The organism is Blautia sp. HCP3S3_G3 (assembly GCF_052063365.1).
In the GTDB taxonomy this organism is placed as follows: domain Bacteria; phylum Bacillota; class Clostridia; order Lachnospirales; family Lachnospiraceae; genus Blautia_A.
In genome coordinates, this window is sequence record NZ_JBQHXR010000001.1 from 344,829 (window position 1) to 361,651 (window position 16,823).

Genomic DNA, 16,823 nt, shown 5'->3' on the forward strand with positions numbered 1-16,823 from the left:
AAGTAACCAAGTCTTCTTGATAATAACGTATGAAGAGAGAAAAAGAGGAATTCGTCATGAATACGAGAAAAAATGAGAAAAACCTGACACCTGGATATTCGTTCATTCAGGGATTTTACTGGATTAATTTCGCAGCAATCATGGGATTTTCCAGCCTTTATCTGCTGAACTGCGATTATTCGAATACCCAGATCGGCATCATCATTGCTGTGGCAGGAATGATATCTGCGATTCTGCAGCCGGTGATCGCAAGTTATGCAGACAGGCCGTCCAGTATTTCCATCAAAAAGATGATACTGTTCTTTTCCGTTGTTCAGATTATTCTGGCGGTACTGGTGCTTCTGACCTATCAGAAAGTCTTTCTGTTGACGGGGCTTTTTTACGGCTGTCTGATTACACTTCTGCAGCTTTTGCTTCCATTGGTGAATTCTCTTGGCATGGAGAGTATCAACCAGGGCAGAAACCTGAACTTTGGTGTGGCCCGCGGAATGGGATCGGTTGCGTATGCGATTTTTTCCTACGCGCTGGGAATTGTGATTGCAAAAACAGGCGCACGATTTGTTCCTGTTTCGATTATTGTGATGTTTTCTGTTCTGGTGGTCAGTCTGCTTTTGTTTCCATTTGAAAAAGCAGAGAAGAAATCTGCAAAATCCGGTGGGAAACACAGTTCCAATCCCTTTGCATTTTTTATGAAATACAAGAGATTCAGTGTGGTGCTGGTCGGATGCGTGCTTGTCTATATCAGCCATGTGCTTCTGAATAATTTTACCTTTCAGATCGTAGAAAGCAAGGGCGGCGGAAGCGAGGAAATGGGATTTGTTATGGCGTTTGGTGCTCTCGTGGAATTGCCGACACTGTTTGGCTTTGGCTTTATGATGAAAAAAGTCCGATGCGACATCTGGTTCCGGATATCCGGTATTTTCTTTATGCTGAAAACGCTGGGAACGCTTCTTGCTCCGAATATTCCGGTGTTTTATGCAGTACAGATTTTCCAGATGCTGGGATGGGCATTGATTGCCGTGTCCTCTGTTTATTATGTGAATTCCATTATGGATGAGCAGGACGCGATCAAAGGGCAGGCTTACATGACTATGACCTATACACTTGGAAGCGTGATCGGCGCGCTTCTCGGAGGTGCACTGATCGATATGGCCGGCGTGAATATGATGCTGGTATTCGGTACAGCTGCCGCAGCTGTGGGAATGGTGATCATGCTGGCGGCTTCCGAGAAAGGAAGAAACCCAGATAAAGTGAGATAGGATGATTCCTGTGCATCGTGAAGTGTGTTTCCGAAAGATAAAAACAGCACGTTTCATGAGCTGTCAGGTAACCTGCCGTGACGTTGTTTTTTTTAAAAACCTGTAGTAGAATAACGGAAGACTAAAAAGAAAAGAGGAATCAGTATGGAATTAGCAACTTTACAAAAAGATATGATCGCAGCAATGAAAGCAAAAGATAAACCGAGAAAAGAAGCCATCTCCGCACTGGTATCTGCGGTAAAAAAAGCAGGAATCGATGCAGGATGCAGAGATGATATTCCGGGTTCCATGGTGGATCAGGTGATTTTGAAAGAACAGAAAACCGCGAAGGAACAGCTCGATACCTGTCCGGCAGAAAGAACAGATCTGAAGGCAGAATATCAGTTCCGTTATGATGTGATTTCCGAGTATGCTCCGCAGTTAATGTCTGCAGAAGAAGTAAAAGCATTTCTTGAGGAAAAATTTGCAGATCTTCTTGCCGGCAAAAACAAAGGAATGATCATGAAAAACGTAATGCCTGAACTGAAAGGAAAAGCGGACGGCAAGGTGATCAACCAGGTTGTTGCCGAGCTTTGCAAATAATATGGGGAAAATTATTTTTCTGGATATAGACGGAACGATCCGCTGGTTTGACGGAAGTGTTCCGGACAGTACGGTTTATGCCATTCAGGAGGCAAGGAGACGCGGACATGAGGTGTGTGTCTGCAGCGGACGCCCGTTAAGTCTGATTGAAAAAAATATTCTGGATATCGGATTTGACGGGATCGTATCCTGCGCCGGAACCTATGTGATGTACCGCGGACAGTGTGTGAGAAGTGTCAGCTTTGATCCTGCGACGGTTCATGAACTTTGTGAATATCTGGTGGAGAAGGACTGTATGATCGAACTGCAGCGTTTTGACCAGACGTTTCTTTTGAAGAGATTTGTCAGCCGTTACGAGGAGATGGGCAGAAATATGATGGCAAGTCTCGGGGAAGATGCGAAAGAACTGGAGCCGTATCCCGGTCTTGTGGAACAGGATACGGATGTGAAGAATGTAGAAAAGGTCATGTTCTTCAGCCAGAAAGTCCCGTATGAGGAAATTTATCATGAATGGTCGGACAGGGTGATCATGACTCCTTTCAGTATTCCCAATGCGGAACGCTGGGGAGGAGAGATTTCACCGCTGAATGTGAATAAAACTTCAGGAATCCTCAGTATTCTGGAACACAGTGATTATTCCAGAGAGGATGTCATCGCGATCGGTGACAGTGACAATGATGTGGATATGCTGGAATTTGCGGCAGCAGGAATTGCCATGGGAAATGCTACACAAAGTGCTGCACAGGCAGCTGACTGGCAGACAGCCCCTCTTCTGGCAGACGGGATCCTGAAAGCATTCCGCAAACTGGAACTCATTTGAACAACGTTCCCCTTCCCTGAACGTTCTCTTTTCCTGGAATTACTGGGAAAGTTTCAGATATTCCCTGGGTGAGTATCCCATTTTCTCCCGGAATACACGGGAAAAATAAGAAGGACTGGAAAATCCGCATTGTATGGCTGCTTCTGTTATCGTTCCGTTTCCGCAGGACAGGAAGTCCAGACTCTGTTCGATCCGGTAATTCAGCAGATAATCAAACAGAGATTCCTTCATGTGCTTTTTAAAAAATCTGCAGCATTCACTGGGACAGATGCTGACTTCCGAAGCAATGTCATCCAGAGTGATTTTTTCCTGATAATGTCCGTGAATGTAGGTGAGAATCTGTTTCAGACGGTCCATATTTTTCGCATCTGCCGGATTGTCTTCGGTTTTGCCGACATGTCTGCAGACGATTCTCCAGATATCCATCAGAAGGAGATAAATTTGGAAATCAAAATCCGATTCTTCTTTCTGATGGCTATATAGATATTCGATTTTCTGCAGGCTTGTGAGAATGTGATTCTGCCATTGTCCGGATGTGGTGAGGGCAAGGCAGGGGATAGAAGGATTCTCTACGATACGGTCTGCATATTTTTCTTTCAGGAAACTGTTTTTGTATCCTTCCAGAAGTCTCGGATGGAAAGTGATCGATACATAATGGCAGTCCTCGTCATTGACCGGATGACCGGTGTGGAGCATGTTGGAATTGCACAGAAGGCCCTGGCCGGGTTTCAGTTCATGTACCTGCTCATTGACCTGGTACCGGATCTGGCCCTCCAGAACATAGGTCCATTCCAGTTCTGTATGCCAGTGCCACATGAAGGAACGCCGTTCATAGTTAGAAAGCCGCTCATGGCTGACTCTGACCGGAAATCCATACGTTCCGTGGATTTTAATTTCTTTCTGATTGCGGTCTGTCTGAATCTGCATATCTGTTTCCTTTTCCTGTTTATGATTTCTTACGATATTTTGTCAGGTTTTCCCTGTTTTCTCTGGTTTGCAAAATAACCTTTTTTATGATTCATCCTGTTGTCAGTGATAATATCTCATTGTTAGTGGTAATATCTCAATATAGTGCAAAAAGTGTCCAAAATAATCCTAGCTTTCTCTTCTGATTCTCATTATAATAACATTAACAACAAAGTCAAGATGAGCTGGCAAAACTATCATAATGTAAAAGGAGTACGTCCACGATGAGAGCAGAACAGGTGAAAGAGTTATTAAAAAAGGATTCTTCCGTACAGCTTCTGGAGCAGATGTATGGTAAGGGAAAAGCAGAAGAGAATGCAGCGCGTTATGTGCTGGTGGCGGAAGGCTTTTCCAGAACATTCGGAGACAGAGAATTTGAATTCTTTACTTCTCCGGGAAGAACAGAAATCGGCGGAAATCATACAGACCATAATCAGGGAAAGATTCTTGCCGGAAGCGTGCAGATGGACTGTGTTGCAGCAGCTGCAGCCAATGGAACAGAAAAAATCCGTATGATCAGTGAAACTTATAAACAGGATCTTGTGATTGATCTGAATCATCTGGAACCGGGCAGTCAGACGACGGGAACACTTCCTCTTATGAAAGGGGTTCTGGCAGGTCTTAAGAACAGAGGATTTGAGATTCATGGATTTGATGCCTATGTAACCAGCAATGTAATCGGGGGTTCCGGTGTAAGTTCTTCTGCATCTTTTGAAATGCTGGTATGTTCGATCGCAGATTACCTTTTCAATCATTACACCAGAGATGTGGTTTCCTATGCAAAAGCCGGACAGTATGCAGAAAATAAATACTGGCTGAAAGGTTCCGGCCTTCTTGATCAGATGGCCTGTGCGGTAGGCGGAATCATTACCATTGATTTTGCGAACACGGAAGAACCGGAAATGCGAAAGGTAGACTGCAATTTTGATGATCTGAATCTTGATCTTGTGATCGTAAATACAGGAAAAGGCCATGCGGATCTGAGTGCAGAATATTCTTCTATCCCAAATGAGATGAAGAGCGTGGCAAACTATTTCGGAAAAGAAGTTCTGGCTGAAGTAGAGGAAGCAGATGTCATTGCCAATGTAAAAGATATCCGGGAAAAATGCGGTGACCGTGCAGTTCTTCGAGCTTTTCATTTCTTTGAGGAGAGTAGCCGTGTGGATGATCAGGTAGCTGCACTGGAGAGCGGCGATAAAGAACGTTTTCTTCAGGAGATCACAGCTTCCGGAAATTCCTCCTGGAAATGGCTGCAGAACTGTTATCTGAATGAGACTCCGCAGGAACAGTCGATCAGCTGTACACTGGCACTTACAGAGCTTTTCCTGAAAAAAATCAAGGGTGGTGCCTGCCGTGTTCATGGAGGTGGATTTGCCGGTGTTATCGCAGCATTTATCCCGAAGGAACATACGGAAGAGTACTGTCAGTATATCAATAAGGCTCTGGGAGAAGGCTCCGCTTTTGTGATGCATATCCGTAAGCAGGGCGCAATCCATCTGGAGTTTTAAGAAATAAAAATAACTAAATCCATATAAGGAGGATATGACAATGGCAATTTTAGTAACAGGCGGCGCAGGATATATCGGAAGCCATACAGTTGTAGAACTTCAGAATGCCGGATACGAAGTAGTGGTGCTTGACAATCTGAGCAACTCCAGTGAAAAATCTCTGGAACGTGTAGAAAAGATCACAGGAAAACCGGTAAAATTCTATAAGGCAGATATCCTTGACAGAGAAGCCCTGAATCATATTTTTGATACAGAAGAAATTGATTCCTGTATTCATTTCGCAGGACTGAAGGCAGTCGGAGAATCCGTAGCGAAACCATGGGAATATTACGAGAATAATATTGCAGGAACCCTTACCCTTGTGGATGTGATGAGAAATCATGGTGTGAAAAATATTATTTTCTCTTCTTCCGCAACCGTATATGGAGATCCGGCGATCATTCCGATCACCGAAGAGTGCCCGAAGGGACAGTGCACCAATCCTTATGGATGGACCAAATCCATGCTGGAGCAGATTCTTTCTGATATCCAGAAGGCAGATCCGGAATGGAATGTGGTTCTTCTTCGTTACTTTAACCCGATTGGTGCTCATAAGAGCGGAACAATCGGAGAAAATCCGAATGGTATCCCGAACAATCTGATGCCTTACATCACACAGGTTGCAGTCGGCAAACTGAAAGAGCTTGGCGTGTTCGGCAATGATTACGATACACCGGACGGAACCGGTGTCAGAGATTACATTCATGTAGTGGATCTTGCAAAGGGCCATGTAAAGGCTCTGAAGAAAATTGAAGACAATTCCGGACTCAGTATTTACAATCTGGGAACCGGCAAAGGCTACAGCGTTCTTGACATTGTGAAAAACTTTGAAGCAGCAACCGGAGTAAAAATTCCGTATGTGATCAAGGATCGCCGTCCTGGTGACATTGCCACCTGCTATTCCGATGCATCCAAGGCAAAGAGAGAACTCGGATGGGAAGCAGAATATGATATCAAGGATATGTGTGCGGATTCCTGGAACTGGCAGTCTCATAATCCGAACGGATACGAGGACTGAGAAAGGGATTCTTCCGAATCATGTCTGAGCAATAAGGCATAAGCTGCTGACCGCAGGGAATGATGATATGCTCCCCCTTAAGTAGACAAGGTAAATAAAGTCTGCTTAAGGGGGATTTTTATTTGTTTGTTTTGACGAAAATATTTTTTAGAACTGAAAAAACAATGTATAAAAAGTATAAAAATATTGTATATTTTGTAACACCATGGTATAATTGAGCAACGTTTTAACGCGGAGTCTTCGGCAGCAGATGGCAAATGTCTGTATTCCGTAAGACAAAATGATTAATGGGAGGAAAGATTTTATGAGTAACTCTATGTTTATCGGGACCTGGTGGGCGCTGGTTCCGCCTGTTCTGGCAATTGTCCTTGCCTTTATCACGAAGGAAGTGTACAGTTCGCTGCTGATCGGCATTATCGTTGGTGTGCTGTTTTATACAGGATTCGTGCCGTGGGATGCGTTTAATGCCTTGTTTGATATTATGAAAGAGAATATGAACCTGAATATTCTGATCTTTGATATTATGCTTGGTATGATTATTGTGCTTATGCAGAAATCGGGAGGTTCCGCTGCTTACGGCAGCTGGGCGGGCAAGAAGATCAAGAGCAAAAAATCCGCACTTCTTGCAACCAGCGGTCTGGGAATGCTGATTTTTGTGGATGATTATTTTAACTGTCTGACAGTCGGTTCCGTTATGCGTCCTGTTACAGACCGGTATAAAGTATCCAGAGCCAAGCTTGCATACATCATTGATGCAACAGCAGCACCGATCTGCATCATCGCACCGATTTCATCCTGGGCTGCCGCAGTAAATTCCTATGTTCCGGAGGATGCGGGAATTACAGGTTTCCAGCTGTTTCTGAGAACCATTCCCTATAATCTGTATGCACTTCTGACAATTGTGATGGTTCTTTATATTACCTGCCGCGGCTTTGATTTTGGTCAGATGAAGATCCATGAAAGAAACGCAGCAAAAGGAGATCTGTTTACCAGCGGAGCAGAAGAATTTGACAATGTAGCAGAAGAAAAAATCTCATCCAATGGTAAGGTGTATGATCTTGTGCTGCCGATCGCTGTTCTGATTGTTTCAGCAGTTGGTGCAATGATCTATACCGGTATGCTGGGCGGAGCAACCAATCTGATCGATGCTTTTGCCGGATGTGATGCGGAAACAAGTCTTATTTTTGCGACCTTTATTACGGTGCTTTTTATGATGGTTCTGTATCTTCCGCGTAAGGTTGTAAGCTTCAAAGAATTTATGAACAGTCTGGTAGAGGGATTCAAGCTGATGATTCCTGCTGTCATGGTACTGATTCTTGCATGGACCCTGAAAGGTGTGGGTGATGCCCTCTGTCTTGGTGATTTTGTAAGTGGTGTTGTTGGCAATAATGCATCTGCCAGTGTTCTGGTTCCGGTTATCATGTTTGCAGTGGGACTGTTTCTGGGATTTTCCACAGGTACTTCCTGGGGAACCTTTGCGATCCTGATCCCGATCGTGGTTTCTCTGTTTGGAGGACAGAATCTGGAGATGATGATTATTTCTGTATCTGCAGTTCTTGCAGGTGCGGTATGCGGTGATCATGTATCCCCGATCTCAGATACGACAATTATGTCATCTGCAGGTGCACAGAGCAATCATATCAATCATGTGTCTACGCAGATGCAGTATGCGATGGTTGTTGCCGGAGTATGTGCAGTCGGCTATGTAATTGCCGGAATCTGCAAAAACTGGATCATTACGCTGGCATTGAGTCTGATTATTCTGATTGCTGTTCTGGAATTTATCCGTGTATACAGTGCGAAACAGGATGCCTGATATTTAAGTACAGCGAATAATTTTCAGTCATTTGTTTTTCGCTGTTCCAGTGTATAAACCGGAACCGGAGTGAATAAAAAAGCTCTGGTTCCGGTTTTGTGCTGATGGACACGGTGAGAATACCATACTGCATTTTTTAGAATTTGTAAAAGGAAAATAAACAAGCTGAAAATTATCAAACACGTTCTGGAAGCAGAAAAGAAAACAGGAGTTGTGAGAGATGAAAATTGAGGTACCTTACATTGATCAGAGTAAAAAATATCCCACAGGATGTGAAAGCGTGACTGCAGTCATGCTTTTGCATTATCTGGGATATGAGATTTCGGTTGATGAGTTTATCCGGAAATATCTGGAAAAAAAAGATTTTGAAATAAGAGACGGCATCATGTACGGACCGGATCCGTGGAAATATTTTGCAGGAAGTCCCTATGATCCGGATTCCTTTGGATGTTACGCACCTGTGATCTGCAGAGCGCTTGAACAGATCGTGGGAGACCGTTATGAGGTTGTGGATGAAACAGGGAAGAATCTGGATGAGCTGGCAGAAACCTACCTGAAGCAGGGAATGCCGGTCATCCTGTGGAATTCAATCAACATGCGGGAACCGGTGATCGGACCGGAATGGAAACTTCTGGATACAGGCGAGACCTTTACCTGGATTTCCAATGAACACTGCATGCTGCTGGTTGGAGAAGACAGGGAACATTATATTTTTAATGATCCATATGAAAACCGCGGCGTTATTGCATGTCCAAAGGAAATCATCAGGGACCGGTATGAAGCATACCATCGTCAGGCAGTTGGATTGAAAAAACGCTTCCGGTACATGGAATAAAAAAAGAACCAGCCATATCTAGTATAAGCCACAATAAGGTATTTATCGTGGCTTATACTAGATATGGCTGGTTATCTGCTATCTGCGGACATCGCCCCGGTCTGTGGCAAGTTCGTATCCCACAGACTGGATGCGTCTGCTGAGACAGTTTCTGCATTCGGCAGCTTCATCGCCTGTGCAGATCTTATTATCGTAAAGTTCGTATTTTTTTCTCACAGAAACAGGAGAGAGGTTGGGCATGACAACATTCGCACCTGCGAGAATCCCCATTTCTCTGCCTTTGGGATGAATGGTTCCCAGCGCTGTCGTAGCAGGCAGAAGGACATAGGGAAGGATCAGGCGGATGATGGAGAGAAGCCACAGGGTCTCTTCCAGTGTACCGGCTGACTGGCTGGCAAATGGGGTATCCTTATGAGGGATAAACGGTCCGATCCCACACATGTCAGGAGAAAAATCTTCCAGAAATTTCAGATCTTTGGCCAGTGTTTCCGGTGTCTGGAAGGGGGAACCCACCATAAAACCGCATCCGACCTGATATCCGATCTCTTTCAGGTCACGAAGGCAGTTCATTCGGTGCTCAAATGACATTTCCTGCGGATGAAGCTGTTCATAATGCGTTTTGTCTGCGGTTTCATGGCGCAGAAGATAACGGTCTGCACCGGAATCGAATAATCTCTGATAACTGTTCCTGGAGCGCTCTCCGAGAGAAAGCGTGACAGCACAGTCGGGATATGCCTGTTTGATCCGGGAGATGAGTCCGCACATTCTGTCATCGTTCCAGAATCCATCTTCTCCGCCCTGCAGTACAAAGGTGCGGAATCCCAGTTTATATCCCATATCACAGCATTCCAGGATCTGCTCTTCCGTAAGGCGGTAGCGTTCACACTGGTGGTTGGAACGGCGAATGCCGCAGTACAGGCAGTCATTTTTGCAGATATTGGTAAATTCGATCAGACCGCGCACGTAAACCGAGGTTCCATAAATATCTTCCCGGATATGGCGGGCTTTGGGCGCAATGTAGTCCATGGATTCCTGTGTACGGTTCCGAATAAGAAATGCGTATTCTTCCAGGGAGAGAGAATGCTGCGTTTCCAGCCTGTCAATCAGGTCAGTGATCTGTCTGTCGATCATAAGAACACCTCTTTTCTTCTGTGATTTGTTTGGTACATTGTAAATGCAATAACGGACACCGCTGATTTGTCTATGTTGGTTTTATTATATCCTGTCTGTCAGGGATGTCAAGAAATAAAATACCTATATGAATGATATGAAAAAATAATTACCCCGCAAGCCCCATGACCTGAATCAGGAGAAGCCAGCTCAGCCCGTAATAGGAAACGACTGCCACCAGGTCGTTGACGGTGGTGATCAGCGGACCGGAGGCAACGGCAGGGTCAATATTGATTTTCTTGAAAAAGAGCGGAATACAGGTGCCCACAATGCTGGATATGATCATTGCCAGAAGAAGCGAACATCCGATACAGGCGGATACCGCAAAGGCAAAAGCAGGATCTTTTCCCTTGAACAGGCAGATGTAGACGCCGATAAAACAGAAGGAAAGAATGCCCAGAATGATGCCGTTGTTCGCGCCGATCTTCATTTCCTTTCCGACGAGGGAAAGCTTCTGGCGGGCGGTGAGGGACTCATCCATCAATACCCGGATCGTGACTGCCAGGGACTGGGTTCCCACGTTTCCGGCCATATCAAGGATCAATGACTGGAAACACATGATCAGTGTCAGCTGGGATACGACTTTTTCAAAAACACCGACTACAGAGGAAACCAGCATGCCCAGTCCGAGGAGAACCAGAAGCCATGGAAGACGCTTTTTCATACTGTCTTTCAGCGGTTCTTTCAAATCTTCTTCTGCGGTCAGGCCGGCAAGTCGTGCATAATCTTCTCCCATTTCGTCATCTACAACCTGAATGATATTCTGGGAAGTGATGACTCCGAGAAGATGATTGTTGTTGTCCAGAACCGGGATGGAGTTCTCTGAGTAATCTTTCAGTTTTTCGATACAGTCATCAATGGATTCCTGGCCGTAGACATAAGGATAGGATGTCATGATCAAATCGTTCAGGTCATCCGTCTGTCTGGCGATGATCAGTTCTTTGAGATCAATCGCACCATAAAATGTATCATTATCTTCCACTACGAAAAGGGTGGAGATGTTGTCGTTGCGTGATGCCTGGCGGATGAGTTCGCTCATGGCCTGTTTTACGGAAAGTTCTTTTTGAATAATGATGCAGTTTGTGGTCATTTTACTTCCGATTTCGTCCTCATCAAAGGAAGCAATGAGGGCGATGTCCTTGCGCACCCGGACATCCAGAAGCTCGATCAGAAGTGCGCGTTTGCTTTTGTCAAGTTCCCGGAGAATTTCCACAGCAGCATCTGCTTCCATGCTGGAGAGGACAGCAGCAGCTTTTTTCAGATCCATTTCATTCAGATAACGTCCGGCATCCTGCTCATCTGTATATTCAAACATTCCGGAGAGCATATCCAGATCCAGGATTCTGTAAAGTTTCCTCCGCTCGGCAGGTGAAAGAACCGGCAGTACATCTGCAAGGTCATTTTCATGATAATCATCCAGCTGGGCACACATGACTTTTGGCGAAGCATTGCTGCGGATGATCGTTAAAATTTCGTTTTTGTAATCCGGTTTTGAAACCGTTTTTTCTGCTTCGAAAGAAGCATTGGATTCCAGAATTTTGTTTTCCATTGTTACGTCCTCCTTATCTTTTTGTTGCTAAAGTGATAATTGCACGCCAAAAAAAGATGCAGGATGATATTCCTCCACTGGAAACCGCAGGATTAAGAGTGTGTTTGAAAAATAAGCAGCTGATACATCTGACTTGTTTTTCTTATTATCGTATATTCGTGTGTCATTAATGCAAAAAAATATACGGGGATGAATATTTCTGATCCTGCAGTCGTTTATGAAATTTGTTATATAATTATCAGGGAAAAGAGCAGAAACGCCGGAAAATAAATCGGAAATTTCAGATTATTCTGATTCGATAAAAACGATACCAGACAAATTACGTGTTACTGTTCATTGTGTTTCCACTAACAATAACACTCCAATTTCCAAAACATACAAACAGAAGGGAACGGTTCTGTGATAAGGCCGGTTCCCGAAACTGCTCCGGATGATTCTGTTCTTATGCATCTACTTCGACCATGACTATCACAACTTTCCATTCTGTTCACATCCTTTATTTTGTATTTATACGGTTTTCAGATTCCGTATGTGTTCATTATAATGCATGGAGAGAGGGATTTCAATGTTATTTTTATGAAGGACGAACATCCGATATCCAGTTTACGAATGAAAGCAATCGGCTATCAAACTTATTTTTGTAAGAAAAAAATAGAAACAGAGAGGTAAAAATGAAATTATGGAATATGAACATATTGTCCATCCTTTTGGACCATTATTCGATAAGAAGTCAAGAGTTCTGGTACTTGGAAGCCTTCCATCTGTGAAATCAAGGGAGCAGCAGTTTTTTTACGGGCATCCGCACAACAGGTACTGGCCCGTGCTTGCAGCAGTTTTTCAGGAACCGGTTCCGAAAACAATAGAAGAAAAGAAGGAGCTTGCTCTGAAGCATCATGTTGCTATGTGGGACACGATTTACAGCTGCGACATCAGAGGATCCAGTGACAGCAGTATTAAAAATGTGGTTCCTACGGATCTGAGAAAAATTCTGGAGGAATCGGAAATTTCACATGTGATCTGCAACGGAAAAACATCCGGGAATTATTATCACAGGTATCAGGAAAAACAGATCGGGATTCCGGCGATTGTACTTCCTTCTACAAGTCCTGCAAATGCGGCATGGAATCTGGAACGGCTGATTGGGGAGTGGAAAGTATTGAAAGAATTGTTGTCGGAGAGAGTATGAGTATCAGTTAATTTTTTTGAAGATTATTTAATGGTTATTCAATTGTGGAATAATCTTAATTCTGGTATGCTAGTTTTAGCAAAGGCCAATGCGACCAAAGAGGAGGATTGGATATGGAATTAGGGCAAGTGATTCGAAAATACCGAAAAAAGAAAAACCTGACGCAGGAAGAAATGGCAGCACGGCTTGGTGTGTCTGCACCGGCAGTAAATAAATGGGAAAATGGAAATTCCATGCCGGACATTATGATGCTGGCACCGATTGCGAGACTTCTGGGTATTACGACGGATGAATTGTTATCTTTTTCTGAAGAATTGACGGAAAAGGAAATAAAAGATATTGTTGACGAGGCTGACAGAAGGCTAAAAGAACAGTCTTTTGAAGAAGCATTTTGCTGGGCAAGACAGATTATAGAAAGATATCCGAACTGTGAGATGCTCATATGGCAGATCGCGGTCATATTCGATGCCAGAAGAATGATGAAGGAAGTACAGGATGAGGAAATATATGATCCGATCATCTGTGCCTGGTATCAGAGGGCACTGGAAAGCCGGGATGAGACGGTACGTCAGAGGAGTGCTGATTCCCTGTTTAGTTTTTACCTGAGAAAAAATGAATATAAAAAAGCAGAAGAATGTCTGAGATTTTTTTCTGAACAAAATCCGGAGAAAAAAAGGAAACAGGCACAGATTTACAGTGCAGCAAATCAGATCAGGAAGGCTTATCAGGCATACGAAGAACTGTTGTTTGCAGATTATCAGATGATAAATGCTACCCTGCAGGGATTGTATCTTCTGGCATTGCAGGAAAATAATTTTGAAAAAGCACATCTGTTTGCAGACAAGCAGTCGGAAGCTGCAAGGTGCTTTGACATGGGCAGATATCATGAAGCTGCCAGCCAGCTGGAAATTGCAACGCTGGAAAAAGATGCGGATACTGTCCTGTCGATCATGGAAGAGATGCTTGGCAGTGTGAATGATATCAACAGTTTTACGAAATCACCGCTTTATGAGCATATGAAGTTTAAAGATGTCAATGAAGATTTTCTGAATGAATTAAAAAATAATCTGAGACAATGTTTTCAGGATGAAGAAACCTATGGTTTTTTGAGAAAGGAAGAAAAATGAAATCCGGAAAGGGGATTATATGGAAATCAGAGTTCTTCGTTATTGTATGTCTCTGTCATATCCACGGTTGCAGTGCGCCTGTTACTGTCCTGTATTTTAGGAATCGCACTGCAAATGGGTGTCATTGGTATTGCGATTGCGATGGTCTGTGACTGGATCATTCGGGCGGTACTATTCTTCCGGCGGCAGAAATCCGGGAAGTGGAAAAAATTTCGGGTAATATAAAAAAACTGAGAGATTCAGCAGGTAGTACGGTAAGTTTGCAGTACTGGAGAGCTTTCCTTTTATTCAAAAGAAAGAACTTCTCCATCATTCGGAACCAGCAGGTTTCCGTGATAGAATTCCCGTCCTTCTGCGGTGTATTTTTCTTTTCTGTGGGCAATGTCCTTGTCCTCTGTATGCCACAGAACGAGATTGGGGATATTTAATTCTTCTGCAAGTTTGCAGGCATCCATGACGGTACTGTGATGCTTTTCGTATGGCTTGAAAATATCACGCTGATCATACAGGCAGAATGCTTCATGGAGCAGCCAGTCAGCTCCCTGCACATAGGGATGCAGAGTTTCCCGATAAGGTTCATCGCCCGGGAAAGCCAGTTTGATCCCATTTTGCATCTGAATCTGATAACCGAACTGTTTTTCTTTGGCAGAACCGATATCAAAAAAGGTGAAGCGGTCTTGGAGGATTTCTTTCTGCCCGCCGTTTTCCACTGTATGGAATAAAATCCGGGAACCAAAATGGTCAGTGAATTTTTTGCCAATAGTCAGACGGGAAAGAGTCTGGATCGTATCCACCAGCTCATAATGGCAGTAAATATGCAGATTGCCTTCGTATTTGGATTTGTTCATGCTGGTGGCAATCATACGGATCATCCAGACCATACCGAGAATATGGTCGTTGTGGGCATGCGTAACAAAAATGTGATGAATCTTTTCCAGCGGAATGTTCTGTTTTTCCAGAGCCAGAAGAATACCGTTGCCGCCGCCGGCATCAGTGAGAAAATATTCTTCGCCGTTTTTCATAGCGAAGCAGGTGTTATAACAGTGAATGGCCTGGGCATTGCCAGTACCGAGAACAATTAAGTTTTCCATGGTAATTTGTCTCCTGTGTGGATATGATGACCGAAAGATGGCTTTCTATTCATTATAAACGAATAATAGTAGGATGCAAGCTTTTTCCGGATTTTATTGTAAACGTAGCTTGAGAAGAACTGTACAGAGGTGTATAGTAAAGAAGACGAAGAGTTTTGGTAAAGTGCTGGATAAGGATAACATGAAATGAGAGGAACACGAGGAAGGGAATATGCAGAATGAAAAAGAGTTTGAGAGAGAAAGCAGATCAGATCATCCGGGAATCCCTGGGTGCAGTGATGCCGGACCGTGCCGTTGAGAAAGCCCTGGAAAATTTCCAGGGCTGCGGCGGTCGTACGGTTCTTGTGGCAGCAGGAAAGGCTGCATGGCAGATGGCTGCAGCAGCTGTGCGTGTATTGGGACAGGTGGATGATGGAATTGTCATCACCAAGTATGATCATGTAAAAGGAGAAATTCCGGGAGTGGAGTGCCGGGAAGCCGGACATCCGGTTCCGGATGAAAACAGCTTTTTTGCAACAGAAAAAGCACTGGAAAAAGTCAGCGGTCTGACAGAAAAAGATACGGTTTTGTTTCTGCTTTCCGGCGGTGGAAGTGCATTGTTTGAGAAGCCGCTGATTCCGGGAGAGGAACTGCAGGATATTACCAGACAGCTTCTGGCATGCGGTGCGGATATTGTAGAAATGAACACTATACGCAAGCGTCTGTCCGGTGTAAAGGGCGGCCGTTTTGCCCTGGCGTGCATGCCTGCCAGGGTAAATGCCATTGTGCTCAGCGATATTCTGGGAGATCCGCTGGATATGATCGCATCAGGTCCGGCATATCCGGATACTTCTACCTGTCAGCAGGCAGATGCAATTATCGAAAAATATCACCTGAATCTGTCGAAAAAAGCGCAGGCACTGATGCAGGAGGAAACACCCAAGGAGCTCGCCAATGTGACTACGCAGATTACAGGAAGTGTTCGTGAACTGTGTGAAGCTGCAGGAAAAGCTGCGTCAGCACTTGGATATGAACCTGTTCTTCTGACCGATGAACTCTGCTGCGAGGCGAGAGAGGCAGGAAGTATGCTGGCAAGTATCCTTCGTACCCATGCAAAGGATGGGAAACGTCTTTGTTATATTGCAGGAGGGGAGACAGTAGTGCATCTTACCGGAAAGGGAAAAGGCGGAAGAAATCAGGAACTGGCTCTTGCCGCGGCACCGGGAATTGCAGGGATTCCCAATGCCTGTGTATTTTCCGTGGGAAGTGACGGAACAGATGGGCCAACAGATGCGGCCGGTGGTTATGTAGACGGAGATACCCTGGATCGTCTCAAAGAGAAGAATCTGGATGTCTTCACTGTTTTGTCCAATAACGATGCCTATACCGCTCTGGGAGCAGCGGGAGGCCTGATTATCACAGGACCGACAGGCACGAATGTGAATGACGTTGCCGTTGCAATGCTGGGTTAACCGGGAATTTTGTACAGAGTATTTTGGGCGCAATTTTCCTGGCATGGCAGGATTCAGGCGCATGGTTTGAACGACAATCTGGTTACATAAGAATACTGCCGGAGCGGTGATCATTCACCTGTCCGGCAGTATCTGCGTTTATTTGCAATTTTCACAATCTTTGCAGTCTTTGCAGGTTTCCATGCATGGTACATCAAAGCTCGGATTGAAAGCATAAAAGTTTTTGGAATCCAGCTGTTCCTGGACACTTCTGAGAGCTTCCCCGAAGCGCTGGAAATGGACGACTTCCCGGGCGCGGAGAAAGCGGATGGGGTCTGCGATTTCCGGAATATCCCGGACTACCCGGAGGATATTATCATAAGTGGAACGCGCTTTCTGCTCTGGGGCGAAAGGAAAAGAACAACTT

Annotated in this window: 14 protein-coding genes and 1 pseudogene; 10 read left to right on the top strand and 5 right to left on the bottom strand. The window is 44.5% G+C overall.

Going from position 1 to position 16,823, the window contains the following annotated elements; translation table 11 throughout:
• Nucleotides 1-56: 56 nt before the first annotated feature.
• From ACTNEW_RS01490 to ACTNEW_RS01500, 3 genes are all read left to right on the top strand, one after another.
• The gene (locus ACTNEW_RS01490; RefSeq protein ID WP_441057077.1) at nucleotides 57-1,259 is read left to right on the top strand and encodes an MFS transporter; all 1,203 of its coding nucleotides are present in this window, start codon (nucleotides 57-59) and stop codon (nucleotides 1,257-1,259) included.
• Between the two features lie 144 nt (nucleotides 1,260-1,403).
• Nucleotides 1,404-1,841 carry a GatB/YqeY domain-containing protein gene (locus tag ACTNEW_RS01495; RefSeq protein ID WP_441057079.1) on the top strand — a complete coding sequence of 146 codons (438 nt, stop codon included), beginning with the start codon at nucleotides 1,404-1,406 and terminating at the stop codon, nucleotides 1,839-1,841.
• A gap of 1 nt (nucleotide 1,842) precedes the next feature.
• A complete protein-coding gene (locus ACTNEW_RS01500; RefSeq protein ID WP_441057081.1) occupies nucleotides 1,843-2,661 on the top strand; it encodes an HAD family hydrolase in 819 nt (272 codons plus the stop codon).
• A gap of 39 nt (nucleotides 2,662-2,700) precedes the next feature.
• Here the strand turns inward: ACTNEW_RS01500 and ACTNEW_RS01505 are convergent, their stop codons facing one another.
• Nucleotides 2,701-3,588: an AraC family transcriptional regulator gene (locus tag ACTNEW_RS01505; RefSeq protein WP_441057083.1), complete on the bottom strand. Its 888-nt coding sequence runs from the start codon at nucleotides 3,586-3,588 to the stop codon at nucleotides 2,701-2,703.
• A 263-nt stretch (nucleotides 3,589-3,851) separates the two neighbouring features.
• Here ACTNEW_RS01505 and ACTNEW_RS01510 point away from each other — a divergent pair, with 263 nt between their 5' ends.
• The 4 genes from ACTNEW_RS01510 (at nucleotide 3,852) to ACTNEW_RS01525 (ending at nucleotide 8,843) form a co-directional block, all read left to right on the top strand.
• Nucleotides 3,852-5,135, top strand: coding sequence for a galactokinase (locus ACTNEW_RS01510; protein ID WP_441057085.1), 1,284 nt, complete (start codon nucleotides 3,852-3,854; stop codon nucleotides 5,133-5,135).
• A gap of 40 nt (nucleotides 5,136-5,175) precedes the next feature.
• Nucleotides 5,176-6,192 carry a UDP-glucose 4-epimerase GalE gene (galE, locus tag ACTNEW_RS01515; protein ID WP_441057087.1) on the top strand — a complete coding sequence of 339 codons (1,017 nt, stop codon included), beginning with the start codon at nucleotides 5,176-5,178 and terminating at the stop codon, nucleotides 6,190-6,192.
• A 304-nt stretch (nucleotides 6,193-6,496) separates the two neighbouring features.
• Entirely contained in the window at nucleotides 6,497-8,008 is a 1,512-nt protein-coding gene (locus ACTNEW_RS01520) for a Na+/H+ antiporter NhaC family protein (protein WP_441057089.1), read from the top strand.
• Between the two features lie 220 nt (nucleotides 8,009-8,228).
• Complete coding sequence (locus ACTNEW_RS01525) at nucleotides 8,229-8,843, top strand: C39 family peptidase (RefSeq protein WP_441057091.1); 615 nt, start codon at nucleotides 8,229-8,231, stop codon at nucleotides 8,841-8,843.
• A gap of 78 nt (nucleotides 8,844-8,921) precedes the next feature.
• Here the strand turns inward: ACTNEW_RS01525 and hydE are convergent, their stop codons facing one another.
• Nucleotides 8,922-9,974 (bottom strand): [FeFe] hydrogenase H-cluster radical SAM maturase HydE, encoded by a 1,053-nt coding sequence (gene hydE, locus ACTNEW_RS01530; protein ID WP_441057093.1) that lies wholly within the window; start codon nucleotides 9,972-9,974, stop codon nucleotides 8,922-8,924.
• 148 nt (nucleotides 9,975-10,122) lie between these two features.
• The gene (gene mgtE / locus ACTNEW_RS01535) at nucleotides 10,123-11,562 is read right to left on the bottom strand and encodes a magnesium transporter (protein WP_441057095.1); all 1,440 of its coding nucleotides are present in this window, start codon (nucleotides 11,560-11,562) and stop codon (nucleotides 10,123-10,125) included.
• Between the two features lie 679 nt (nucleotides 11,563-12,241).
• On the opposite strand from mgtE, the gene ACTNEW_RS01540 reads away from it, so the two are divergent.
• Both ACTNEW_RS01540 and ACTNEW_RS01545 read left to right on the top strand, forming a co-directional pair.
• The gene (locus tag ACTNEW_RS01540) at nucleotides 12,242-12,748 is read left to right on the top strand and encodes a DNA-deoxyinosine glycosylase (RefSeq protein WP_441057097.1); all 507 of its coding nucleotides are present in this window, start codon (nucleotides 12,242-12,244) and stop codon (nucleotides 12,746-12,748) included.
• A 113-nt stretch (nucleotides 12,749-12,861) separates the two neighbouring features.
• On the top strand, nucleotides 12,862-13,875 hold the full coding sequence (locus ACTNEW_RS01545) for a helix-turn-helix domain-containing protein (protein WP_441057099.1): 1,014 nt from the start codon (nucleotides 12,862-12,864) through the stop codon (nucleotides 13,873-13,875).
• A gap of 284 nt (nucleotides 13,876-14,159) precedes the next feature.
• Here the strand turns inward: ACTNEW_RS01545 and ACTNEW_RS01550 are convergent, their stop codons facing one another.
• Nucleotides 14,160-14,966 (bottom strand): MBL fold metallo-hydrolase, encoded by an 807-nt coding sequence (locus ACTNEW_RS01550; RefSeq protein WP_441057101.1) that lies wholly within the window; start codon nucleotides 14,964-14,966, stop codon nucleotides 14,160-14,162.
• A gap of 218 nt (nucleotides 14,967-15,184) precedes the next feature.
• Between ACTNEW_RS01550 and ACTNEW_RS01555 the strand changes: the two genes are divergently transcribed.
• Nucleotides 15,185-16,417 carry a glycerate kinase type-2 family protein gene (locus tag ACTNEW_RS01555; RefSeq protein ID WP_441057103.1) on the top strand — a complete coding sequence of 411 codons (1,233 nt, stop codon included), beginning with the start codon at nucleotides 15,185-15,187 and terminating at the stop codon, nucleotides 16,415-16,417.
• Between the two features lie 138 nt (nucleotides 16,418-16,555).
• Here the strand turns inward: ACTNEW_RS01555 and ACTNEW_RS01560 are convergent.
• Nucleotides 16,556-16,804: pseudogene (locus ACTNEW_RS01560) on the bottom strand (manganese catalase family protein); the annotation flags it as partial.
• Nucleotides 16,805-16,823 lie beyond the last annotated feature (19 nt).